Below are 22,467 nucleotides of genomic sequence, written 5' to 3' on the forward strand. Positions count from 1 at the left end.
GCACCGCCGTCTTCAACATTCTGGCAAGGAAACTAGCCAAGATCGCCTGGGGCGTGTTCAAGAGCGGCCGGGACTTCGATCCGGCCATGCTGAAGGTGGGTCAAGCCTGCTTCCAGCAGGCTTGACCGCGAACATAGGATCTCGACTCTACAGGCCAGGAACGCCGGGCATGGCCCGGCGCTATCGCATCTGACGATCAGCGTGCCGGCAGGTACTGCTGCGGGTCGACCGGCTTGCCGTTGTAGCGAATCTCGAAGTGGACCATGTCGCGGTTCGCACCGGTACGGCCCATTTCGGCGATCTGCTCACCGGCCTTCACGCTCTGCCCTTCATTCACCAGGCGCTTGCGGTTGTGGCCATAGGCCGACAGCCACTGGTCGCTGTGCTTGATGATGATCAGCTCGCCGTAGCCGACCAGGCCGGCGCCGGAATACACCACCACGCCATTGGCGGTGGCCTTGACCGCCTGGCCGCTGGTGCCGGCGATGTCGACGCCCTGCTTGGTCGCATCACCAGCCACGTAGCGGCCAACGATGGCGCCATCAGCCGGCCAGCGCCAGGCGATGTTGCTCTTCACCGGACCGACCGGCGCCGGGGCCGGCGTGGTGCTGCCGCCACTGCTGCCACCGGAACGCGGCGGGGTGACCACCGTGGTGGGCGCGCGGCCGCCGCTGGCACCGGCCGGATACAGCCGGATCACCTGCCCCGGGTAGATCGTCGAGGGGTTGTCCAGGCTGTTCCAGGCAATCAGGTCGGCCGGGGTGATGTCATGGATGCGGGCCAGCGCATAGATGGTGTCGCCCTTGCGCACCACCACGGTCTGCCCCGGCTTGGGTACCGAGGTCTTCGGCGTGGTCACACCGCCACCGGTGCTGCCACCACCAGGACGAACCACGGTGGCGGTGCCGCAGGCGGCCAGGGTGGAAACCAGCAACGCCAGCGCGCCGATGCGCACTCCCTTGCTCAGACGATCAGGACTCATGCGAACTTCGACCTCCATACAAGCCAGGCGATCAGCACCACCACCAGCGCGGTGGCGATCCAGCCCAGCGGTTCAATCCAGCGACGCAGTGCCGCTTCAGCACGCGCACCACCGATACGGATGACCGCAGCCAGCACGAACACGCGCTTGCCACGACCGATCAGCATGCTCAACAGGTACTGCGGCATCGGTACACCGACGATACCCGATGCCCACGTGAAGACCTTCATCGGGATGGGCATGAATCCGCCCAGCACCAGGAAGGTGAACACTGCCCACGGCGACTCGGCCATCTTCGCCTGCACGGTGGTGATGCCCTGCTCGATGGCCGGCAGCATGCCCAGCGCTTCGAACAACGGCTTGATCGCCTCGAAGGCGTAATGACCCAGCGCGTAGCCAACCAGTGCACCGACCATCGAGCCGGCCAGGCTCAGGGTGGCGAACCACCAACCGCGCTTGGGCTGGGCCACGCACATCGGCGCCAGCATCACCTCCGGCATCACCGGGAAGATGATCGCCTCGAAGAAGCTCAACACCGTCAGGTAGGTCGGCGCGCGTTCGTGCGCCGCCCACTTCATCGCCCGCTCGTACAGCGGCCCGAAAATCTTCATGCAACCCTGCTCCGTGGATTAGTCGAGCATGCCAGACAGCAGCGGCACGAACGTGACCGGCGCCAGCACGTGTTGTTCGATGCTGCCGTCGGCCTTGCGGTCCAGCTGTACCAGCGACTGCGCCCCGGGGCCACCGACCGGCGCCACCAGGCGGCCGCCCTCGGCCAGTTGCTCGATCAGGGCGTCGACCAGTGCCGGCGCCGCCGCAGTAACCACGATGGCATCGAACGGACCGTGCTCGGCCCAGCCGACGCGACCGTCGTCATGCTTGGTGCGGATGTTCATTCCCAGCGCACGGAAGCGCTTGCGGGCCTGTCGCAGCAGATCGCCGATGCGCTCCACGGTGTAGACCTCCAGGCCCAGCGCACCGAGGATGGCGGCCTGGTAACCGGAACCGGTGCCGACTTCCAGCACCCGCTTCGGCGCGACCTGGAGCACCGCCTCGGTCATCCGCGCGACCACCCAGGGCTGCGAGATGGTCTGGCCGTGGCCGATCGGCAGCGCAGTGTCTTCATACGCGCGCGAGGCCAGTGCCTCGTCGATGAACAGATGGCGCGGCACCACCCGGATCGCATTCAAGGTCGGCTCGTCAACGATGCCGGCTTCGCGCAGGCGGTCGACCAGGCGGTCACGCACACGCTGCGAGGTCATGCCGATACCGACGGCTTCCGGTTGCAGGCGCAGGCGTGGACTCATGCCGGCTGGTCCAGCGCGGCACTGAGGCCGCCGACCCAGCTGGCCACTTTCTCCAGTGCCTGGTAGCGGGTCAGGTCCACCTGGATCGGGGTGATCGAGATATGCCCGGTGCGCACCGCATGGAAGTCGGTACCGGGGCCGGAGTCCTGCTCACGGCCGGCCGGGCCGATCCAGTACACCTCGTTGCCGCGCGGGTCTTTCTGCGCGATGCAGCCTTCGGCGCGGTGGCGGTTGCCGAGGCGGGTGACCTCGAAGCCCTTGACCTCGCCCCACGGCAGGTCCGGCACGTTGACGTTGAGGATGGTGTCAGCCGGCAACGGATCGGCCTTGAGCCGGGCAACGATCTCCACCGCAGCGCGCGCGGCGGTCTCGAAGTGTTTCGGATCGTGGTTGCGGGTAACCAGCGAGACCGCCACCGCCGGCAGCCCGAGGAAGCGACCTTCCATCGCCGCCGAGACGGTGCCGGAGTAGATCACGTCATCGCCGAGGTTGGCGGCATTGTTGATGCCGGACACGACAATGTCCGGTTCGAACTCGAGCAGCCCGGTCAGCGCCAGGTGCACGCAGTCGGTCGGAGTGCCGGCCACCGAGACGGTGTAATGGTCGATGCGCTTGAGGCGGATCGGCAGGTCCAGGGTCAGCGAATTGCTGGCGCCGGAGCGATCACGGTCGGGCGCGACCACCGTGACTTCGTGTCCGGCCTCGCGCAGCACCGAAGCAAGCATCCGGATGCCTGCGGCGTCGACGCCATCGTCGTTACTGACCAGGATTCGCATCTTCGATTTAACCGCTTGATTTTCCAAGAATTCGATTCCGTCACCGTGCAGTGTGGGCGGGACCGCCGTACTCCCCTGCGGAAGCCGTCGACCCTGCAAGGGCATCGTCTATTGTGCCGCATGCGAGCCGCCGGTCCTACCCTGTCGGCGGTCATGACCGACATCGAACCGTCATAGGCAGAGCTGCGCCGGCGGTTTACCCTGTGCGCATGTCGCACCCTGAAGACGAAGATCCGGCCGCATTGTTCCGTGCGGCCATCGGCGAAGTGACGCCGCTGCGCAAGGATGCCGAGCCGGCGCCTGCCGCGCCGCGGCCGAAGCCGCGCGCGCGCATGGCCGAACGTGACGAGGCCGAAGCCGCCGGCGAATTCGCCCGGCTGCTGCGCGACAGCACGCCGCTGGAAGCCGGCGACGTGGCCAGCTATCGCCGCGACAACCTGCCACCACGCTTGTTCCAGCGCCTCAAGCGTGGCCAGTACTCGGTGCAGGACGAGCTGGACCTGCACGGCGCCACTGCGTCGCAGGCGGAGGCGCTGCTGCGCCAGTTCCTGCTGGAGGCGCATGCACACGACTATGGCTGCGTGCGCATCATCCACGGCAAGGGCCTGCAGTCCGATGGCGGTGCACCGGTGCTGAAGAATCTGGTCGATCGCCTGCTGCGGCTGCGCAACGACGTACTGGCGTTCCATTCGGCGCCGACCGGACAAGGCGGCACCGGCGCGGTGCTGGTGCTGCTGGCCCGTAGATGAAAAAGGGGACGGAGGGAATTAAGTCGTTTGTGCCACAAACGACTTAATTCCCTCCGTCCCCTTTTTCTGTCAGGCCTGCGAGGCGTCTTCGACGGGGCCGAGTTCGTGCAGTACGGCGGTGGCGTAGCAGCCTGGCGGCAGCGCGAATGACAGCTCCAGCACGTCGTCGGCCAGCCACTGGTGCTGCAGCAGCGCCGGGCGCAGGCGCAATGCGCGGCGCTCCTGCTTCAGCCGTGCGTCTTCCAGGCCGGCCCGCAGTGCCTTTGACTCCTCGTCGTCCAGCGCGGCCAGCTCCAGCTCACGTGCCGCGTCGGCGCTGCGCAGCTCGCCTTCGCCCCACAGCGGTGCGCTGGGATGGATGTCGAAACGCGCCAGTCGCTCGGCCAGCACGTCGGTGTACGGCTCGGGTCCGAACACGCTGCGGCTGCCATCGAGCATCCACACTTCGCCATCGAGCGGCTGATCCCAGTTGCCCTGCTCCACGCGCGCGGCCAGCACGCGGTTGAACAGCGCCGAACGGGCTGCAGAGAGCAGCAGCGAACGCTGGTCCTTGCGCATGCGGCGGCCACCGAACATCGCCAGTGCGGCCGGTACGTTGCCACCGTCGCGGCCAAAGCGCTGTTCGCCGAACCAGTTCGGCAGGCCGCGCTCGGCAATCTGCTGCAGGCGCTCGCTGATCGCCGTGGCATCACCCTGCACCTCGCGCAGCACCAGCTTGAAGCGGTTGCCGGCCAGTGCGCCACGCTGCAGCTTGCGGTTGTGCCAGGTGGCTTCGAGCACTTCGATCTCGTCGCTGGCCAGCTCGGCCAGGTCCGGCGCGACGCGCTTGGGCAGGTGCACGCTGAAACGCTGGGTGGTGACCGCGTGGCGGTCTTTCATCCCGGCATAGCTCACCGCCATTTCCGGCAGGCCCGCCCACTTGGCCAGCAGCTTGGCCACATGCACGGTGTTGGCTCCACGCTTGCGGATATGCAGCAGCAGGTGCTCGCCTTCACCGGTCGCCTCGAAGGCCGGCAGTTCGTCAACCTGGAAATCGTCCGGCGTGGTGCGGATGCGCGCCGTCAGCAACGGCGCACCAAACGCCAACGGCAGCGGGATCATGCCGCCACCAGCAGTACCACCGCCTGTGCGGCGATGCCTTCGCCACGACCAGTGAAGCCCAGCTTCTCAGACGTGGTGGCCTTGACGCTGACTGCATCCAGCGGCAACTGCAGCAACCCACCGATGCGCTCACGCATCGCCAGCGCATGCGGGCCGACCTTCGGACGCTCGCAGATCACGGTGATGTCGGTGTTGCCGACGCGCCAGCCACGCTCGCGCAGCAGGCTGTCGCAATGGCGAACGAAATCACTGCTGTCGGCGCCCTTCCAGCGGTCGTCGCTCGGCGGAAAATGCTGGCCGATATCGCCCAGCGCCAGCGCGCCGAGCATCGCATCGCACAGGGCGTGCAGGATCACGTCGCCATCGCTGTGCGCGAGCACGCCGCAGCTGTGCGGCACGTTCACGCCGCCGAGCATGATGTGATCGCCTTCACCGAAGGCATGGACGTCGTAGCCCTGGCCGATGCGGACGGGCGGGAACGGTGCGGTGCTCATGGATGCAACCCTTGCAACAGGGCCGCGCGGACGGTCAGCCGGCGCGGCGGGAAAGTACGAATTCGAACCGGTCCAGATCGGCCGGGGTGGTGACCTTGAAGTTGTCCTCGCTGCCTTCCACCAGCAGCGGGCGCTGACCCTGGCGTTCCATGGCCATGGCCTCGTCGGTGACGTCAACACCGGCGGCCGCTGCGTCGGACAGCGCGCGGCTGAGCTGGTGGCGGCGGAACAGCTGCGGCGTCAGTGCGCGCCACAGGCGCTCGCGTGGCTCGGTGCCATCGATGCCGCCGTCGTCGCCAGCGCGCTTGAGGGTGTCGCGCACCGGCGCAGCCAGGATCGCCCCGACCGGGTCGGCACGACCGACTTCAAGCAGACGACCGAGATCGGCCAGCGACAGGTTCGGCCGTGCAGCATCGTGAACCAGCACGAATTCATCGGCACGCACGGTGTCCGGCAGCGCCTGCAACCCGGCCAGCACCGAGGCGGCACGGGTCGCGCCGCCGATGCAGGTCAGCACCGGCTTGCCCGACCACTCATTCCAGCCCGGCCAGTCGGCATCGTCCTGGCCGATCACCACCATCGCTCCGGCCACGGCGGGGTGCGCCAGCAGCGCGTCCAGCGTGTGGGCGAGCAGGATCTGCCCGCCCGCCTGCAGGTACTGCTTGGGCAGCGGTGCACCGAAGCGGGTGCCACGGCCGGCCGCAGGAACAACGACCCAGATCGCCGCGCTCATGGCACGTCTGCCGGGTGTTCGCCCGCCTGGGCAGTGACGCCGGCAGCAGGCTGCGCCGGGTGGACCGGCGCATCCTCGACCACACGGTAGAACTTCTCGCCAGGCTTGATCATGCCCAGCTCGCTGCGCGCGCGTTCCTCGATGGCGGACTGGCCTTCCTTGAGGTCCTTCACTTCGGCAGCGAGCGCGTCGTTGCGCTGCTGCAGACCCTCATTGTCCCGCTCCTGGTTGGCGACCTGGGCTTCGAGCATCATCACTTCACCCGAGTTGCCCGGACCGAACCAGAAGCGGTACTGCAGCCAGCCCAGCAGCAGGGCCAGCACCAGCAGCATCCAGCGCCAGTCGCGCATCGGCTCAGCGCTTCAGCGAAACGAACGCGTCACGACCGGCGTAACGCGCGCCGGCGCCGAGGGCTTCCTCGATGCGCAGCAGCTGGTTGTACTTGGCCACGCGATCGCTGCGGCACAGCGAGCCGGTCTTGATCTGGGTGGCGGTGGTGGCCACCGAGATATCGGCAATGGTGGTGTCTTCGGTTTCGCCCGAACGGTGCGAGACGACGGCGGCATAGCCGGCGCGGTCGGCCATCGCGATCGCTTCCAGGGTTTCGCTGAGCGTGCCGATCTGGTTGACCTTGATCAGGATCGCGTTGGCGGTGCCCGAGTCGATGCCTTCCTGGAAGATCTTCGGGTTGGTCACGAACAGGTCGTCGCCAACCAGCTGCACCTTCTTGCCGATGCGGTCGGTCAGCAGCTTCCAGCCGGCCCAGTCGTTCTCGGCCAGGCCATCTTCAATCGTGATGATCGGGTACTGCGCGGCCCAGTCGGCGAGGAAGTCGACGAACTGCTCGGAGGTCAGGCGCTTGTTCTCGCCGACCAGGTTGTACTTGCCGTTTTCGAAGAATTCGCTGGAGGCGACGTCCAGGCCCAGCAGCACGTCTTCACCGGCGGTATAGCCAGCCTTGCCGATCGCTTCGAGGATGGTGTCGAGCGCCTCGACGTTGCTGCGGAAGTCCGGTGCGAAGCCGCCTTCGTCGCCGACCGCCGTGCTCAGGCCGTGGCCCTTCAGCACCGACTTCAGCGAATGGAAGATTTCGGTGCCCGCGCGCAGCGCTTCGGAGAACGAGGTGAAGCCGACCGGCAGCACCATGAACTCCTGGAAGTCGACGTTGTTGTCGGCGTGCGCGCCGCCGTTGATGATGTTCATCATCGGCACCGGCAGCGACGGGGTCACGCCGGTCTTGGCAGCCAGGTACTGCCACAGCGCCTGCTTGTTCGATGCAGCGGCGGCGTGCGCGGCGGCCATCGAAACACCCAGCAGCGCGTTGGCGCCCAGGCGGCCCTTGTTCTCGGTGCCGTCAAGGTCGATCAGGCGACGGTCGAGGCCAGCCTGGTCGGTGGCTTCGAAGCCCTTCAGCGCATTGGCGATGGTGGTGTTGACGTTGTCGACAGCCTTGCGCACGCCCTTGCCCAGGTAACGGGTCTTGTCGCCGTCACGCAGCTCGACCGCTTCCTTGGTGCCGGTCGAGGCGCCGGAGGGAACCGCGGCACGACCGAACGAACCGTCCTCCAGGATGACTTCGGCTTCCAGCGTGGGGTTGCCACGGCTGTCGAGGATTTCACGGGCGTGGATGCTGCGGATCGTACTCATGGTCGGGCCGGTTACCTGTATGGAGAGGGGGCGACAAAACGAATGCCGCGTGATTATCCCCGGCTGCCCGCCACTTGCCAAATGGCGTGGGCGGCTTCAGCCCCAACTGGACCCGATCACGATCAGGATCATCGACACCAGCATCACCAGCAATGCACCGGCAATCGCTGCCAGGATGGGGCCACGCCGCCGTCGCCAGGCCAGCACCATCGCCACCGGGCTGCCCAGGAAGGACAGCACCATCGTGACCAGCGCGCCCAGCAGCCACCACTGCGTGGCCTGCACGCCGTTGTTTCCATCCCCCGGCGGCCGGAAACCGGACGTGAAGGCCAGCACGCCCACCACCAGGGCGATCCAGGTCAACACGGACAGCCCCAGGGCGATCAGGCCCCAGGGCCAGCCACGCGCCGATGTGGTCGTATTCATCAGAGCAATCCGTAGAACAGGGCGCCCAGCCACAGCGAGAGCAGGATGATCGCCAGGCCAGCCGTGACCTTGCCGCGATTCAGCCGCCAGGCCAGCACAGCGGCAGCGACGCAGCCCACGGCACCGAGCAGCTCCGCCACCAGCAGCGCAATGAAGTACGCCCGCAGATCGAGCGCACTGCTGCCATCACCGGGGGGCCGCACCGACGCAGCGCCGATCAGTACCAGCCCGAACATGCCCACGGTGAACAGCACGGCCAGACCCAGTGCGATCAGGCCCCAGGGCCACCGTTTCCAGTGCCGGCGGTGACGCTGGGTTTCCAGCGCCAGCCACGGGTCACGACTCACGCGAAGCGCGAAAAGCCGTGCTTCTTGGTCACCGCATCGAGTTCCATCAGGGTCTCGAGCAGCGCTTCCATCTGGTCCAGCGGCCATGCATTGGGGCCATCGGACAGCGCCTTGGACGGGTCCGGATGGGTTTCGGCGAACAGGCCGGAGATGCCCACCGCCACGGCGGCGCGGGCCAGCACCGGCACGTGCTCACGCTGGCCACCGGAACTGGTGCCCTGCCCACCCGGCAGCTGCACCGAATGGGTGGCGTCGAACACCACCGGGCAACCGGTATCGCGCATCACCGCCAGCGAACGCATGTCACTGACCAGGTTGTTGTAGCCGAAGCTGGCACCGCGTTCGCAGACCATGATCTGCTCGTTGCCGGTGGCCTTGGCCTTCTCCACGACCGGCTTCATGTCCCACGGCGCCAGGAACTGGCCCTTCTTGATGTTGACCGGCTTGCCGGCCGAGCACACCTTGCGGATGAAGTCGGTCTGGCGGACCAGGAACGCCGGGGTCTGCAGCACGTCCACCACCGAGGCCACTTCGTCCATCGGGGTGTATTCGTGGACGTCGGTCAGCACCGGCACGCCGATCTGCTTCTTGACCTCGGCCAGGACCTTCAGGCCCTCTTCCATGCCCGGGCCGCGGAATGCGGTGCCCGAAGTGCGGTTGGCCTTGTCGAAGCTGGACTTGAAGATGAAGTTGACGCCGAGCTTGTCGGTGACTTCCTTCAACTTGCCGGCGGTATCGAGCTGCAGCTGCATCGACTCGATCACGCAGGGGCCGGCGATCAGGAACAGGGGCTGGTCCAGCCCGACCTCGAATCCACACAGTTTCATGGCGTTTCCTTGTTGTCCGCGGCACCGGCCGGGCCGGTGCGCTGGGGGTTGAAGCGTGCAAGATGGGGGCCGGCGGCCCCCATCACAAGTCAGGCGCGGGCTTCCTGCAGCAGCTTGCCGCCGGCCTTGCGTTCACGTGCGGCACGGATGAAACCGATGAACAGCGGGTGGCCGTCACGCGGCGTAGACAGGAATTCCGGGTGCGCCTGGCAGGCCAGGAACCACGGGTGCGCATCGCGCGGCAGCTCCACCACTTCCACCAGGGTGTCATCCATCGACTTGCCGGCGATCACCAGGCCCGCATCCTCCAGCTGGGTGCGGTAGCGGTTGTTGAACTCGTAGCGGTGGCGGTGGCGCTCGGCAACCACGTCCTTGCCGTACAGCTCACGGGCCAGCGTGCCCGGCTTCAGGCGCTGTTCCTGCAGGCCCAGGCGCATGGTGCCACCGAGGTCGCTCTTGTCATCACGCTTTTCGACGTCGCCGGTTGCCGTACGCCATTCGGTGATCAGGCCGATCACCGGGTTCGGCGACTGGCGGTCGTTCTCAGTGCTGTTGGCACCTTCCAGGCCGACCACGTTGCGGGCGTAATCGACGACGGCCGCCTGCATGCCGTAGCAGATGCCGAAGTACGGCACGTGCTGCTCGCGGGCGAACTTCGAGGTCAGCACCTTGCCTTCGAAACCACGGTCACCGAAGCCGCCCGGCACCAGGATGCCGTCGACATCGGCCAGTGCAGCCATGTCGGTGCCTTCCAGGTCCTGTGCTTCCAGCCACTTCAGGTTGACCTTGGTGCGCTGGCGCAGGCCGCCGTGCTTGAGCGCTTCGCCGACCGACTTGTAGGCATCCTGGTGATCGACGTACTTGCCGACCACGGCGATGGTCACTTCGTCCAGCGGATGCAGGGTCGCATCGACCGCGTCTTCCCACATCGACAGATCGACCGGACCGACCTTGTCGGCCAGCCTCAGCTGGTTGACCACAATCTCGTCCAGGCCCTGCGCATGCAGGCCTGACGGAATGCGGTACAGGACGTCCACGTCCGGCACGCTGATCACCGCGCGCTCGGAAACGTTGGTGAACTGGGCGATCTTGCGGCGCTCCGAATCCGGCACGGCCTGTTCCGAACGGCACAGCAGCACGTCCGGCTGGATGCCGATCGAGCGCAGTTCCTTCACCGAGTGCTGGGTCGGCTTGGTCTTCAGCTCACCGGCGGCGCCGATGTACGGCACCAGGGTGAGGTGCATGAACAGTGCCTTCTCCGGGCCACGCTCAGTGCGCACCTGGCGGATCGCCTCCAGGAACGGCAGCGACTCGATGTCGCCGACAGTACCGCCGATCTCCACCAGCGCCACGTCGTAGCCTTCGGTGGCCTCGTCGATGCAGCGACGGATTTCATCGGTGATGTGCGGAATGACCTGCACGGTCGCGCCCAGGTAATCGCCGCGGCGTTCCTTGCGGATCACGTTCTCGTAGATACGACCGGTGGTGACCGAGTTCTTGCGGCTCAGGCGAGTGCGCACGAAGCGCTCGTAGTGGCCCAGGTCGAGGTCGGTCTCGGCGCCGTCGTCGGTGACGTAGACCTCACCGTGCTGGAACGGGCTCATGGTGCCCGGGTCGACGTTGATGTACGGGTCGAGCTTCATCATCGTGACCTTCAGGCCACGGGCTTCGAGAATGGCGGCCAGCGACGCGGCGGCAATGCCTTTGCCGAGCGAGGACACCACGCCGCCGGTTACGAAAATCAAGGGAGTCATGGCTGCAAGCATCCTGTCTGGAAATGGAAAACGGCAGCACCACGCGCGCCCGGAGGGCAGGCATGGTGCTCAGAGGGGGTTTTCCGGTTCGCTGTGGCAGCGAGGGAGGTGCGGATCCGTGCGACGGCAGGCGCCGGACGGGGACCACCGTGCGAGGTCGGGGCGACCGTGCCGGTCAAATCGACCGTCACCTGCGACCCGCCATGCTGGAAGCCACGCTTGGCCGCTCCAGCCCATTCGCAAATGGTGGACACGCACTTACTCCCGGAAAGCCATAGTTTACAGATTGATGGCCGCCAACCCAAGAGGCAGATGGCACGCCACTAAAAAGAAACGCCCCGCAAAGCGGGGCGTTCCGGAGCGCAACCCTTGTCGCAAGGGCGCCTGGCAGGGGGCGGGATCAGCGCTTCTTGCGCGCTTCCTCTTCCTCTTCCTGCTGCGGGGCCGGCTGGCCCTGCGCCTTCATTTCGGCATTGGCCTGGGCCCGACGCTTGGCCTTGGCATCGGCTTCGGCCTGCGCCTTGTCGGCCTGGTCACCCTGCTGCGGGGCCGGCTGGCCGGCGTTCTGCGCCACCACCAGCGGCACTGCAACGGCGGCAGCGGCCAGGATCGCAATGGTCAGCAACTTCTTCATGAGGTCCTCCTCGCGGTATGGCTTGGACGTTTCGACCCAACGGGGGTCGCCGGCGTTCAGATTCCAGCGACTGCCATTTTACCCCCTCTGCGTCGCCGAGACTGAACCGCAGGCGTGCAAAATCCCGTGCCAGACCCCACACTTGCCCGTCGCTCCAAGCTTTCGAAGACAGATGAACGCCCGTTATAACGCCGCCGATATTGAAGTCCTGTCCGGCCTTGACCCGGTCAAGCGCCGTCCCGGCATGTATACCGACACCGCGCGCCCGAACCACCTGGCGCAGGAAGTGATCGACAACTCGGTGGACGAGGCCCTCGCCGGCCATGCGCGCTCGATCGAGATCACCCTGTACAAGGACGGCAGCGTGGAGGTCAGCGATGACGGCCGCGGCATGCCGGTGGACATCCACCCGGAAGAGAAGATCCCGGGTGTCGAGCTGATCCTCACCCGCCTGCATGCGGGCGGCAAGTTCAGCAACAACAACTACACCTTCTCCGGCGGCCTGCACGGCGTCGGTGTCAGCGTGGTCAATGCGCTGTCGACCCTGGTCGAGGTGCACATCAAGCGCGAAGGTGCCGAGCACCGCATCACCTTCCGCAACGGCGACCGCGCCACCCCGCTGGAAGTGGTCGGCAGCGTCGGCAAGAAGAACACCGGTACCCGCGTGCGCTTCTGGCCGGACCCGAAGTACTTCGACACGCCCAAGTTCGCGGTGCGCGCGCTCAAGCACCTGTTGCGCGCCAAGGCCGTGCTGTGCCCCGGCCTGACCGTGAAGCTGACCGACGAAGCCACCGGCGAAGTTGATACCTGGTACTACGAAGACGGCCTGCGCGATTACCTGAAGCTGGAGCTGGGCGATCGCGAGATGCTGCCGGCCGAGCTGTTCGTCGGCAACCTGAAGAAAGACACCGAGATCGTGGACTGGGCCGTGGCCTGGCTGCCGGAAGGCGAGCTGGTGCAGGAAAGCTACGTCAACCTGATCCCCACTGCCCAGCACGGCACCCACGTCAACGGCCTGCGCACCGGCCTGACCGAGGCGCTGCGCGAGTTCTGCGACTTCCGCAACCTGCTGCCGCGTGGCGTCAAGCTGGCCCCGGAAGACGTGTGGGACCGCGTGTCGTTCGTGCTGTCGCTGAAGATGACCGACCCGCAGTTCAGCGGCCAGACCAAGGAACGCCTGTCCTCGCGCCAGGCCGCCGGCTTCATCGAAGGCGCCGCCCACGATGCGTTCAGCCTGCTGCTGAACCAGAACGTGGAGCTGGGCGAGAAGATCGCGCAGATCGCCATCGAGCGCGCCAGCGCGCGCCTGAAGACCGAAAAGCTGGTCGTCCGCAAGAAAGTCACCCAGGGCCCGGCCCTGCCCGGCAAGCTGGCCGACTGCATCAGCCAGGACCTGTCGCGCACCGAGCTGTTCCTGGTGGAGGGTGACTCGGCAGGCGGCAGTGCCAAGCAGGCGCGTGACAAGGACTTCCAGGCGATCCTGCCGCTGCGCGGCAAGATCCTCAACACCTGGGAAGTGTCCTCCAACAGCGTGCTGGCGTCGGAAGAAGTGCACAACCTGGCCGTGGCCATCGGCTGCGACCCCGGCAAGGACGACATTGCTGGCCTGCGCTACGGCAAGGTCATCATCCTGGCCGACGCGGACTCGGACGGCCTGCACATCGCCACCCTGCTCACCGCGCTGTTCCTCAAGCACTTCCCGGCGCTGGTCGATGCCGGCCACGTGTTCGTGGCGATGCCACCGCTGTTCCGCATCGATGTGGGCAAGCAGGTGTTCTATGCCCTGGACGAAGAAGAGAAGCGCTCGATGCTGGACAAGATCGAACGCGAGAAGATCAAGGGCGCGATCAACGTCACCCGCTTCAAGGGCCTGGGCGAGATGAATCCGCCACAGCTGCGTGAATCCACCATCCACCCCGACACCCGTCGCCTGGTGCAGCTGACCGTGGACGACGGCGAGCAGACCCGTTCGCTGATGGACATGCTGCTGGCCAAGAAGCGCGCCTCCGACCGCAAGGGCTGGCTGGAGAGCAAGGGCGACCTGGCTTCGCTGGAAGTCTGACCCGACGCGGGGCCGGATCCGTTTCCTGCAGGGAAACGGCTCTGGCCCCATCGCCCGGTAATGCCGGTTCATGTGCCCTTGGCATTACGCCCCCATCGGCAAACCCGGCGGCGCCATAATGCGCGTCCATCTGTGTGGACCATCGTATTGGCCAGCCACTCGCTGCTGTTCCCGGGCCTGCCGCTGCACAGCGCGCGCCTGGTCCTGAGCCCGATCCGCCGCGACGATGCGGCCGCCCTGTTCGCGATCCAGTCCGATCCGGACGTGATGCGGTTCTGGAACCACCCGGCGTGGACACGACCGGCCGAAGCGCGCGCGCAGATCGACGATGACCTGGCGGCACAGGCCACCGGCACCCAGCTCAAGCTGGCCGTGCGCGAAACACTGGATGGCCCGTTGCTAGGCATCTGCGTGGTGTTCGCCCTGGATCGCGATGCCGCTCGTGCCGAGATCGGCTACCTGCTGGCCCCCGACAGGCAAGGCCAGGGCTACATGCACGAAGCGCTGCAGCACCTGCTGGACTACCTGTTCCAGACCCTGCGCCTGCATCGCGTGGAAGCCGAAGTCGACCCGCGCAACCGGCCCTCGGCACACGTGCTTGAACGGCTGGGCTTCCACCTGGAGGGCGTGCTGCGGCAGCGCTGGCGCATCCAGGGCGAACTGTCCGATTCGGCGGTATACGGCCTGCTGGCCGACGACGAACTGCGCACCACCCTGCCCGCTTGACCCAATCTGGCCACTGGCGGCCTCGACGCGCGGCCATGCCTTTGGACACATACGGCCTGCCCGCCACCGGCCTAGCATCGGAACCCCCTTCCGCTGCCAATCCGGTGCCATGAAGTCCCTGCTGCATACTGCCGCGCTCTGCGTCGGCCTGCTCATCGCCCCTGCCAGCGTGCTGGCCGCGCCTGACGCCGAGGCCACGCCCGACCCGAAAGACGACAAGACCGAAGCGCCTGCGCTGCCCGCCGATGCGTCGGCCCGCCAGAGCATGCGCCTGGCCGGCCGCACCCTGGACTACACCGCCACCGTCGGCACCCTGCCGGTGCGCGATGCCAAGGGTAAGGTGATCGCCGATGTGGTGTTCACCGCCTATACGATGCCGGGCAAGGACCGGCCGGTGACCTTCGCGCTCAACGGCGGCCCGGGTGCATCGTCGGTCTATCTCAACATGGGCGCGATCGGGCCCAAGGTGGTCACCTTTGGTTCGGAGGGTGACAGCGCATCGGCGCCGGCCACCCTGCACGACAACCCCGGCACCTGGCTGGACTTCACCGACCTGGTGTTCATCGACCCGGTCGGCACTGGCTTCAGCCGTGCGCGCATCGGCGATGACGAGGCGAAGAAGCAGCTGTACAACCCCAGCGCCGACATCGAATACCTGTCGCGCTCGATCTACGACTGGCTGCTGCGCAACCAGCGCATGGGTGCACGCAAGTACCTGACCGGCGAGAGCTACGGCGGCTACCGCGGCCCGCGCATCACCCACTTCCTGCAGACCCGCCTGGGCGTGGCGATGAACGGCCTGGTGCTGGTGTCGCCCTACCTGAGCCCGACCCTGGAAGACAACGCCGATGTCTCACCGATGGCGTGGATGCAGACGCTGCCGTCGATCGCTGCAGCGCACCTGGAGCGCCAGGGCAAACTGACCGATGCGGCGATGCGCGACGTGGTGGAATACACACGTGGCGACTACGCGACTGCGCTGATGAAGGGCCGCAGCGATCCGCAGGCGACCGAGGCGATGCTGCGCCGGGTGACCGAGCTGACCGGGCTGGACCCGCAGTTCGTGCGCCGCGCCGGTGGCCGACTGGAGACGCAGGCCTATCTGCGTGAGGTGTTCCGCGACAAGGGCACGCTGGGCAGCCGCTACGACTCCAACGTGACCGCGTTCGATCCGTTCCCGAATGATCCGGAACAGCGCGCCAACGATCCGCTGCTGGACAGCATCATCGCGCCGACCACCACGGCGATGGTCGACTTCGTCACGCGCGTGGTCGGCTGGAAGGTGGATTCCCGCTACCAGGCGCTGAACTACGAGGTGAACCGGTTGTGGGACCGCAACGGTGATCTGCGCCAGGGCGCGGTGACCCAGCTGCGCCAGGCGGTGGCGATCGATCCGCACCTTCAAGTCTTGATCGTGCATGGCTGGAACGACCTGTCGTGCCCGTTCATGGGGTCGATCCTGACGGTGGACCAGATGCCGGCGATGGGCAGCAATCCGGACCGGGTGCAGGTGCGCAGTTATCCGGGCGGGCACATGTTCTACAGCCGGGCGGACAGCCAGGCGGCGTTCCGCAGGGATGTGCAGGCGTTGTTCCAGCGTAACTGAGGGTGGTGGTGGTGGCCGGGCCTGCGGCCCGGCACCCGCTGGGGATCAACTGCCACTGCAACAGCAAGAGCTGGCATTCCGTGGGTTGGCGGGGTGGGATGGGCAGGCGGGGGAGGGCAAAAACTGCTCCTGCGTGCCTCGTAGAGCGCCATCCATGGCGCTCTGCGCCCCCGCCTGCCCATCCCACCCCGCCTTCGACAGTTTCCGTGCGCTGTTGGTGGGTGCCGACCGTTGGTCGGCACGGGGGCGGATCCCTGTTTCTGCTCTGGTAGGTGTCGACCTTGGTCGACACGATGTGTCCGGAAGAATTCTCTGCCCATGAAAAAAGCCCGCCGGTATCCGGCGGGCTTTTTCGTGTGCACCTTGGCGCGGCGATCAGGTCCAGCCGAACAGTTCGAACAGCTTCAGGATCAGGTACGCACAACCACCTGCGGCCGGGATGGTCAGGATCCAGGCCCAGACGATGCGTTCGATGACGCCGAACTTCAGCGAGCGCGGGTTCTTGGCGAAGCCGACGCCCATGATCGCGGTGGAGATGCTGTGCGTGGTCGAGACCGGCATGCCGAAGTGGGCGGCCAGGGTCAGAATGGTGGCCGAGCTGGTCTCCGCGGCGAAGCCGTGGATCGGGTGCAGCTTGACCATCTTGTGACCCAGGGTCTTGATGATCTTCCAGCCGCCCGAGGCAGTACCGGCCGCCATCACCACCGCACAGGTCAGCACGATCCACATCGCGATGCCGTCACCGGCGCTGGCGTCCGGGTGCATGAAGGCCAGCCACGACGGCAGGTCATCCAGCGCACCGGTGGCCTCGGCACCGATCAGTGTCATGGCGATGATGCCCATGGTCTTCTGCGCGTCGTTGTGGCCGTGGGCGAAGCCCATGTAGGCCGCCGAGGCGATCTGCGCCTTGCCGAAGAAGGCGTTGACGATGCGCGGGCGGGCCAGACGACCGATGGCACCACCGATCTTGGCCAGCCCGGCAATCAGGCCCCACAGCAGCACCATCACCACGATGCCGAGCAGGAAGCCGGCGATCGGCGAGGTGATCATCGGCACGAACACCTTCCACAGCAGGCCCTTGTTCTGCGCCCAGCTGCCCAGGCGCTCGGACCAGATCAGCGCGTCCCAGTTGTTGTGGGCAGCGGCCAGGCCGGCGCCGCAGAGGCCACCGATCAGGGCGTGCGAGGACGAGGACGGCAGGCCCTTCCACCAGGTGATCAGGTTCCAGATGATGCCGCCCAGCAGGGCGCACAGGATCACCTGCGGGGTGACGTCGACCACGTTGGTGTTGAGCAGGCCCGAAGCGATGGTCAGCGCCACCGCGGTACCGGTCAGTGCACCGATGAGGTTCATGAAGGCGGCCAGCATCACCGCCCAGCCGGGCGAGAGCACCTTGGTCGCCACCACGGTGGCAATGGAGTTGGCGGTGTCGTGGAAGCCGTTGATGAACTCGAAGACGAGCGCGGCGAGGATCACCACCAGGACAAGGGTCAACATGCGGCGGCGTCCGTCAGCTGTTCTTCAACACGATCTGGTACGCCACCACGCCGGCCTCGCGGCAGCGGTCGATGGCCTTTTCCAGGATCTCGAAGAATTCCTTCAGCAGGAACATCTGCAGGTTGTCCAGGCGGCCCGAGTAGATGTCGCGGTACAGCTCGAGCATCAGGCGGTCGGCCTCGTTCTCCAGCGAACGCAGCTTCTCGTTGAGCGCGGTCATCCGGTCCAGGTTCATGTGGCGCAGGTCGGCCACCATCTCCACCACCACGCCGGCAGCCTGTTCCAGCATCGCCGCGCGCGGCGCGAAGTCGATGTGCTCCAGGTGGGTCGTGGCCAGCGAATAGCGATCGGCGAACTTTTCGATCTGCTTGGGAATCTTGTACAGCGCCGAGCCCAGCGCTTCGATGTCTTCGCGCTCGATCGGGGTCATGAAGCTGTCCACCAGCGCCTGGCTGATCTTGTCCGAGGCCGCGCGTTCGCGCAGGCGGGCCAGCTTGAAGGCGTCCAGCGCGGGCTGGCGGTCGGCCTCGCGCAGCATGGAATGCAGCGCCTTGGCGGCGTCGGAAGCCGCGACGGCAGCCTCATCGAGCAGGGTGTAGAACTGTTTGCCGGAACCGAAAATGGTCTGCAGAGAGAACATTGAGAAACCTGTCAGCCGTCGCGGGAAGGACGGCACCAGACGGAATTATGACGGCTAGATGACCATCACGGGTATCCCTGCCCCCTTCCGGGGCTCTGGAAGCCCCAACCTGAACAGGCGGTTGCCACCCTGCCACGCCCCTTTGCTAAGATGCCAGCGCGCCTTCGGGCGCACCTTATGGACGACGACCCTTACCCCCCTGCGCCGCGCCGGACCCTGTTCCTGAGCGCCAGCCGCCATCGCAAGCACCCGCCCTCCCTGCCACCAACCGGGGACGACGCCCGTGTTTGAGATCCTGATAGTTTTGGCCCTGATCGTGTTCAACGGCTTCTTCGCCATGTCCGAAATGTCGGTCATGACCTCGCGCAAGAGCCGCCTGAAGCAGATGGCCAGCACTTCCAAGCGCGCCGCCAAGGCGCTTGAGCTGTCCGAGAAGCCGGAGAACTTCCTGTCCACCGTCCAGATCGGCATCACCCTGGGCGGCATCCTGACCGGCGTGTACGGCGGTGAGGCCATCGGTAACAGCATCGCCCACCACCTTCAGGTGTTGTTCCCGTCGCTGGCCGACACCATCACCCTGTTCGGCAATCCGCAGCCGCTGTCGAACCTGATCGGCAAGACGCTGGCCGTGGCGCTGATCACCTTCCTGACGCTGATTTTCGGTGAGCTGGTGCCCAAGCGCCTGGCCATCACCCGTTCGGAAGACATCGCTGGCATGGTAGCCCTGCCGATGGGCTGGCTGGCCCGAATTGCATTCCCGGCCGTGTGGCTGCTGTCCCATTCGACCCGCTTGGTCCTGCGCCTGATGGGGCTAGGCAAGGACGAAGTTGCCTCGGTGACCGAAGAAGAGATCCGCATGCTGGTGGCCGAGAGCCACGAGGCCGGTGTGATCGACGCCCACGAGCGCGACATGATGAACCGCGTCATGCGCCTGGGCGACCGCACCGCCGACAGCCTGATGACCCCGCGCAACCGCATCGCCTGGCTGGATACCCAGGCTGGGCTGGAGCGCAACCTGGAAATCATGGCCGAGCACGAGTTCTCGCGCTACCCGGTGCTGCGCGACAACGACATGGACGTGGTCGGCGTGCTTGAACTGAAATCGCTGGCCACACGCATGGCGCGCGGCGACAACGCGCTGTTCCAGACCCTGCGCGAACCGCTGTACGTCTCCGAATCGACCCACGCGATGAAGCTGCTGGAGATCTTCCGCGAGGAACAGCAGTCGATGGCGCTGGTGGTGGACGAGTACGGCGAGATCCAGGGCCTGGTGACCATCAGCGACCTGATGGGCGCCGTGGTCGGCCGCCTGCAGGCGGTGGAGAACGCCGACGAAGATGCGCTGGTGGTGACCCGCGAGGACGGTTCACTGCTGGTGGACGGCTCGCTGCCGATCGAGGACCTGCGCGAGCTGATCGGCAGCAACGATCTGCCCGATGCCGAGGATGGCGATTACTACACGCTGGCCGGCATGTGCATCCACTACTTCGGCCGCATCCCGCACGCGGGCGAGTACTTCGACTGGGCCGGCTGGCGCTTCGAGGTGGTCGACCTGGATGGGGCGCGGGTGGACAAGCTGCTGCTGCGCACGCTGTCCGACGAGCAGGCCGATGAGCTCACCGCCTGAGGCCGGCCAGGGTCCGGGCGTTGAGCGCCCGGCCTACCGTAACGAGGGCATCCGCACCCTGCTGGAGATGTTCGCCTCCGGCGACCCGGCCGAGCACATGCCGCTCGGCCAGATCCTGTGCAACCTGCAGCAGAGCGCGTTCGGCGTGTTCCTGTTTGTGGCGATCCTGCCGTCGTTCATCCCGATCCCGGGCATGGGCGGCGCGGTCAGCGGCCCGCTGGTGATCCTGATCGGCCTGCAGATGCTGTTCTGCCTGCGCCGGCCGTGGCTGCCCCGCTTCATCGCCCGCCGCGGGCCCAAGCGCGGCACCATGCACCGTTTCCTGGACCGCATCGACCGCCCGCTGCGGCGATTGGACAAGATGCTGAAACCGCGCCTGCCGCAGCTGCTGACACCACTGCCGGCGCATGCCTTGAGCGGCCTGCTGCTGGTGTTGCTGGGCCTGCTGCTGTCGTTGCCGATTCCGTTCACCAACTTCCTGTTCGGCTTCCAGCTGCTGCTGTTCTCGCTGGCGCTGCTGGAACGCGATGGCGCACTGATGCTGTTCAACTGGATCGCGGCGCTGGCGGCGATCGCCTTCTTCGGTTTCAGTTCGGGGCAGCTGGTGGGCTATACGGTGGAGCTGTTCCAGCGCTGGTTCTGAGCCGGAATCCGGTAGAGCCGGCCGCTGGCCGGCTGCCACGTTTCCAGGTTTGCCGGCCAGCGGCCGGCACTACCAATACTGGACATCGGCCATCACCGAAGGTCGATGAATCCGTTGTCGGCCAACGCCGCCGGTTCGTCCTGCACGGCCGACAACACGAAACTCAGCGCTGTGCCCAGCAGCGTGCCCGGTCCATCCCAGTACTCGGCCGAGTCGGCGCGCACCTGGATCAGGCGCAGGTTCGGGTCGTCCTTGCCGCCCGGGAAGAACAGCTTCATCGCTGGCGACCACAGTTCCTCGATCTTCGCGCGATCATCAACCACGCGCGCGCGCCCGGCCACCGACACATAGGTGTTCTTCGATGGCGAGGCATAGGCCACGTTGACGCGCGGGTCGAGCGCAATCTCGGCCACCTTCGGGCTGTCGGCAGTGATGACGAACCACAGATCACCGTCGAAGGTGACCTGCTGGGTGGCCAGCGGCCGGCTGTAGAGGCGGCCGTCGACGCCGGTGGTGGTGAACATCGCCACCTCCACGTCCTTGATCAGTTCTGCCAGCTGGGCAATGTGTTCGGCGCGGGTGTCGGCCATGTGGGGGCTCCTTCGATATGAGCCCCCATCAGACGCGGTTCGGCCGCAATGGGCCGTGACGCAATTGTTCAGCCCGCGTGGCGGGCGTGCCAGGCCTGCATCGCCAGTTCGAACGAGCGCAGGCGCGCACGGTGGTCATACAGGTTGGCGGTGAGCATCAGCTCGTCCGGCTTGTGGCGCTCGACAAACGCGGCGATGCCTTCCGCCACCTGCTGCGGATCTCCCAGCACGGTGCAGGCCAGTGCGCGCTCCACGCCCACTTTTTCGTGCGGCTCCCAGAAGGACTCGATGTCGTCGATGGGTGCCGGAATCTTGCCCGGTCGGCCACGACGCAGGTTCACGAAACTCTGCTGCTGGCTGGTGAACAGGCGCCGCGATTCAGCTTCGCTGTCGCTGGCAACGACGTTCAGGGCCAGCATCGCGTGCGGCTGCTTCAGCGTGGCCGAGGGGCGGAACTCGCGTCGGTATACCGCCAGCGCTTCGTCCATCACGTCCGGTGCGAAGTGCGAGGCGAACGCGTATGGCAGGCCCATCGACGCGGCCATGCGCGCACCGAACAGGCTGGAACCGAGGATCCAGGTCGGCACCCGCAGGCCACCACCCGGAACCGCCTGCACCGCCTGCCCGGGCTGTACCGGTTCGAAGTAATGCAGCAGCTCGCGCACGTCCTGCGGGAACTGGTCGGCGCTGTCGAAATAACGGCGCAGTGCACGCGCGGTCGGCTGATCGGTGCCCGGTGCACGGCCCAGGCCGAGGTCGATGCGGTCCGGATACAGCGAGGCGAGCGTGCCGAACTGCTCGGCCACCTGCAGCGGCGCATGGTTGGGCAGCATGATGCCGCCGGCACCGACGCGGATGCGCTTTGTGCCACCCGCCACGTGACCGATCAGCACGGCGGTGGCCGCGCTGGCGATGCCAGGCATGTTGTGGTGTTCGGCCAGCCAGTAGCGGCGGTAGCCCAGCGCATCGGCGTGCTGGGCCAGTTCCAGCATGTTGGCGAAGGCAGCGGTGGTGTCACTGCCCTCGCAGACCGGGGCCAGGTCAAGGATCGACAACGGGATCATCAGCGGTTTTCCGTCACAGGATCCCCCATGCATGGGGTCGGCCGGGCGCGGCGGCCAGTGACGGTGGCGGGATGCTGATTCCCGTGGGACGGGTTCAGGGCCCGCCGGACCGATCCGGGGTGCCCTGATCCGCGCCAAGCGCGATTGGTAGTGCCGGCCGCTGGCCGGCATGCAGGTAGATCGCTTCGCAGCCGGCCAGCGGCCGGCGGGACCGGGGGACTGTACGTCCCGGCGG

24 protein-coding genes are annotated in these 22,467 nt (G+C 66.6%); 6 read left to right on the forward strand and 18 right to left on the reverse strand.

The window, feature by feature from the left end; genetic code table 11:
* Nucleotides 1–196 precede the first annotated feature (196 nt).
* The 4 genes from V3B48_RS11355 to surE are packed head-to-tail and all read right to left on the reverse strand — an operon-like array spanning nt 197 to nt 3,065.
* A complete protein-coding gene (locus V3B48_RS11355; RefSeq protein ID WP_032130122.1) occupies nt 197–982 on the reverse strand; it encodes a peptidoglycan DD-metalloendopeptidase family protein in 786 nt (261 codons plus the stop codon).
* Nucleotides 979–1,593 carry a YqaA family protein gene (locus tag V3B48_RS11360; RefSeq protein ID WP_014036746.1) on the reverse strand — a complete coding sequence of 205 codons (615 nt, stop codon included), beginning with the start codon at nt 1,591–1,593 and terminating at the stop codon, nt 979–981. The genes V3B48_RS11355 and V3B48_RS11360 overlap by 4 nt, the downstream gene beginning before the upstream one ends.
* An 18-nt stretch (nt 1,594–1,611) precedes the next feature.
* Nucleotides 1,612–2,289, reverse strand: a complete 678-nt coding sequence (locus tag V3B48_RS11365; RefSeq protein WP_010485977.1) for a protein-L-isoaspartate(D-aspartate) O-methyltransferase — start codon at nt 2,287–2,289, stop codon at nt 1,612–1,614.
* Nucleotides 2,286–3,065 (reverse strand): 5'/3'-nucleotidase SurE, encoded by a 780-nt coding sequence (gene surE, locus V3B48_RS11370; RefSeq protein WP_032130121.1) that lies wholly within the window; start codon nt 3,063–3,065, stop codon nt 2,286–2,288. Before surE ends, V3B48_RS11365 begins: the two co-directional genes overlap by 4 nt.
* Before the next feature lie 209 nt (nt 3,066–3,274).
* On the opposite strand from surE, the gene V3B48_RS11375 reads away from it, so the two are divergent.
* A complete protein-coding gene (locus V3B48_RS11375) occupies nt 3,275–3,814 on the forward strand; it encodes a Smr/MutS family protein (RefSeq protein ID WP_032130120.1) in 540 nt (179 codons plus the stop codon).
* A 69-nt stretch (nt 3,815–3,883) separates the two neighbouring features.
* On the opposite strand, the gene truD is transcribed toward V3B48_RS11375, so the two are convergent.
* The 10 genes from truD to V3B48_RS11425 all read right to left on the reverse strand — a co-directional run bounded on the left by truD (nt 3,884) and on the right by V3B48_RS11425 (nt 11,777).
* Nucleotides 3,884–4,915 carry a tRNA pseudouridine(13) synthase TruD gene (gene truD / locus V3B48_RS11380; protein WP_285301539.1) on the reverse strand — a complete coding sequence of 344 codons (1,032 nt, stop codon included), beginning with the start codon at nt 4,913–4,915 and terminating at the stop codon, nt 3,884–3,886.
* The gene (gene ispF, locus V3B48_RS11385) at nt 4,912–5,409 is read right to left on the reverse strand and encodes a 2-C-methyl-D-erythritol 2,4-cyclodiphosphate synthase (RefSeq protein WP_005409005.1); all 498 of its coding nucleotides are present in this window, start codon (nt 5,407–5,409) and stop codon (nt 4,912–4,914) included. The genes truD and ispF overlap by 4 nt, the downstream gene beginning before the upstream one ends.
* Nucleotides 5,410–5,443: 34 nt before the next feature.
* Nucleotides 5,444–6,142 (reverse strand): 2-C-methyl-D-erythritol 4-phosphate cytidylyltransferase, encoded by a 699-nt coding sequence (gene ispD, locus V3B48_RS11390; RefSeq protein ID WP_049400377.1) that lies wholly within the window; start codon nt 6,140–6,142, stop codon nt 5,444–5,446.
* Nucleotides 6,139–6,492 carry a cell division protein FtsB gene (ftsB, locus tag V3B48_RS11395; RefSeq protein WP_032130117.1) on the reverse strand — a complete coding sequence of 118 codons (354 nt, stop codon included), beginning with the start codon at nt 6,490–6,492 and terminating at the stop codon, nt 6,139–6,141. The genes ispD and ftsB overlap by 4 nt, the downstream gene beginning before the upstream one ends.
* A gap of 4 nt (nt 6,493–6,496) precedes the next feature.
* Nucleotides 6,497–7,789: a phosphopyruvate hydratase gene (gene eno / locus V3B48_RS11400; RefSeq protein WP_032130116.1), complete on the reverse strand. Its 1,293-nt coding sequence runs from the start codon at nt 7,787–7,789 to the stop codon at nt 6,497–6,499.
* Between the two features lie 96 nt (nt 7,790–7,885).
* On the reverse strand, nt 7,886–8,215 hold the full coding sequence (locus V3B48_RS11405; RefSeq protein ID WP_049400376.1) for a hypothetical protein: 330 nt from the start codon (nt 8,213–8,215) through the stop codon (nt 7,886–7,888).
* Complete coding sequence (locus tag V3B48_RS11410; protein ID WP_329893763.1) at nt 8,215–8,562, reverse strand: hypothetical protein; 348 nt, start codon at nt 8,560–8,562, stop codon at nt 8,215–8,217. The genes V3B48_RS11405 and V3B48_RS11410 overlap by 1 nt, the downstream gene beginning before the upstream one ends.
* A complete protein-coding gene (gene kdsA, locus V3B48_RS11415) occupies nt 8,559–9,389 on the reverse strand; it encodes a 3-deoxy-8-phosphooctulonate synthase (RefSeq protein WP_014036736.1) in 831 nt (276 codons plus the stop codon). The genes V3B48_RS11410 and kdsA overlap by 4 nt, the downstream gene beginning before the upstream one ends.
* 89 nt (nt 9,390–9,478) lie before the next feature.
* Nucleotides 9,479–11,143, reverse strand: a complete 1,665-nt coding sequence (locus V3B48_RS11420) for a CTP synthase (RefSeq protein ID WP_329893764.1) — start codon at nt 11,141–11,143, stop codon at nt 9,479–9,481.
* A 400-nt stretch (nt 11,144–11,543) separates the two neighbouring features.
* On the reverse strand, nt 11,544–11,777 hold the full coding sequence (locus V3B48_RS11425) for a hypothetical protein (RefSeq protein ID WP_005416022.1): 234 nt from the start codon (nt 11,775–11,777) through the stop codon (nt 11,544–11,546).
* A gap of 172 nt (nt 11,778–11,949) precedes the next feature.
* On the opposite strand from V3B48_RS11425, the gene parE reads away from it, so the two are divergent.
* The 3 genes from parE to V3B48_RS11440 all read left to right on the forward strand — a co-directional run bounded on the left by parE (nt 11,950) and on the right by V3B48_RS11440 (nt 16,171).
* Nucleotides 11,950–13,839, forward strand: coding sequence for a DNA topoisomerase IV subunit B (gene parE, locus V3B48_RS11430; RefSeq protein WP_019338185.1), 1,890 nt, complete (start codon nt 11,950–11,952; stop codon nt 13,837–13,839).
* Nucleotides 13,840–13,986: 147 nt separating this feature from the next.
* On the forward strand, nt 13,987–14,565 hold the full coding sequence (locus V3B48_RS11435; protein WP_107432345.1) for a GNAT family protein: 579 nt from the start codon (nt 13,987–13,989) through the stop codon (nt 14,563–14,565).
* A 109-nt stretch (nt 14,566–14,674) separates the two neighbouring features.
* The gene (locus V3B48_RS11440; RefSeq protein ID WP_329893765.1) at nt 14,675–16,171 is read left to right on the forward strand and encodes a S10 family peptidase; all 1,497 of its coding nucleotides are present in this window, start codon (nt 14,675–14,677) and stop codon (nt 16,169–16,171) included.
* A 375-nt stretch (nt 16,172–16,546) separates the two neighbouring features.
* Here the strand turns inward: V3B48_RS11440 and V3B48_RS11445 are convergent, their stop codons facing one another.
* Nucleotides 16,547–17,668 carry an inorganic phosphate transporter gene (locus V3B48_RS11445; protein ID WP_032128946.1) on the reverse strand — a complete coding sequence of 374 codons (1,122 nt, stop codon included), beginning with the start codon at nt 17,666–17,668 and terminating at the stop codon, nt 16,547–16,549.
* A gap of 13 nt (nt 17,669–17,681) precedes the next feature.
* A complete protein-coding gene (locus tag V3B48_RS11450) occupies nt 17,682–18,308 on the reverse strand; it encodes a DUF47 family protein (protein ID WP_004152833.1) in 627 nt (208 codons plus the stop codon).
* Nucleotides 18,309–18,591: 283 nt separating this feature from the next.
* Between V3B48_RS11450 and V3B48_RS11455 the strand changes: the two genes are divergently transcribed.
* Nucleotides 18,592–19,935, forward strand: coding sequence for a hemolysin family protein (locus V3B48_RS11455; protein ID WP_134950615.1), 1,344 nt, complete (start codon nt 18,592–18,594; stop codon nt 19,933–19,935).
* On the forward strand, nt 19,919–20,578 hold the full coding sequence (locus V3B48_RS11460; RefSeq protein WP_329893766.1) for an exopolysaccharide biosynthesis protein: 660 nt from the start codon (nt 19,919–19,921) through the stop codon (nt 20,576–20,578). The genes V3B48_RS11455 and V3B48_RS11460 overlap by 17 nt, the downstream gene beginning before the upstream one ends.
* A 92-nt stretch (nt 20,579–20,670) precedes the next feature.
* On the opposite strand, the gene V3B48_RS11465 is transcribed toward V3B48_RS11460, so the two are convergent.
* Complete coding sequence (locus V3B48_RS11465; RefSeq protein ID WP_049400371.1) at nt 20,671–21,168, reverse strand: pyridoxamine 5'-phosphate oxidase family protein; 498 nt, start codon at nt 21,166–21,168, stop codon at nt 20,671–20,673.
* 68 nt (nt 21,169–21,236) lie between these two features.
* Nucleotides 21,237–22,232, reverse strand: coding sequence for an LLM class flavin-dependent oxidoreductase (locus V3B48_RS11470; protein ID WP_049400370.1), 996 nt, complete (start codon nt 22,230–22,232; stop codon nt 21,237–21,239).
* Nucleotides 22,233–22,467 lie beyond the last annotated feature (235 nt).

Source organism: Stenotrophomonas sp. SMYL20 (assembly GCF_036320045.1).
Taxonomy (GTDB): Bacteria; Pseudomonadota; Gammaproteobacteria; order Xanthomonadales; family Xanthomonadaceae; genus Stenotrophomonas; species Stenotrophomonas maltophilia_A.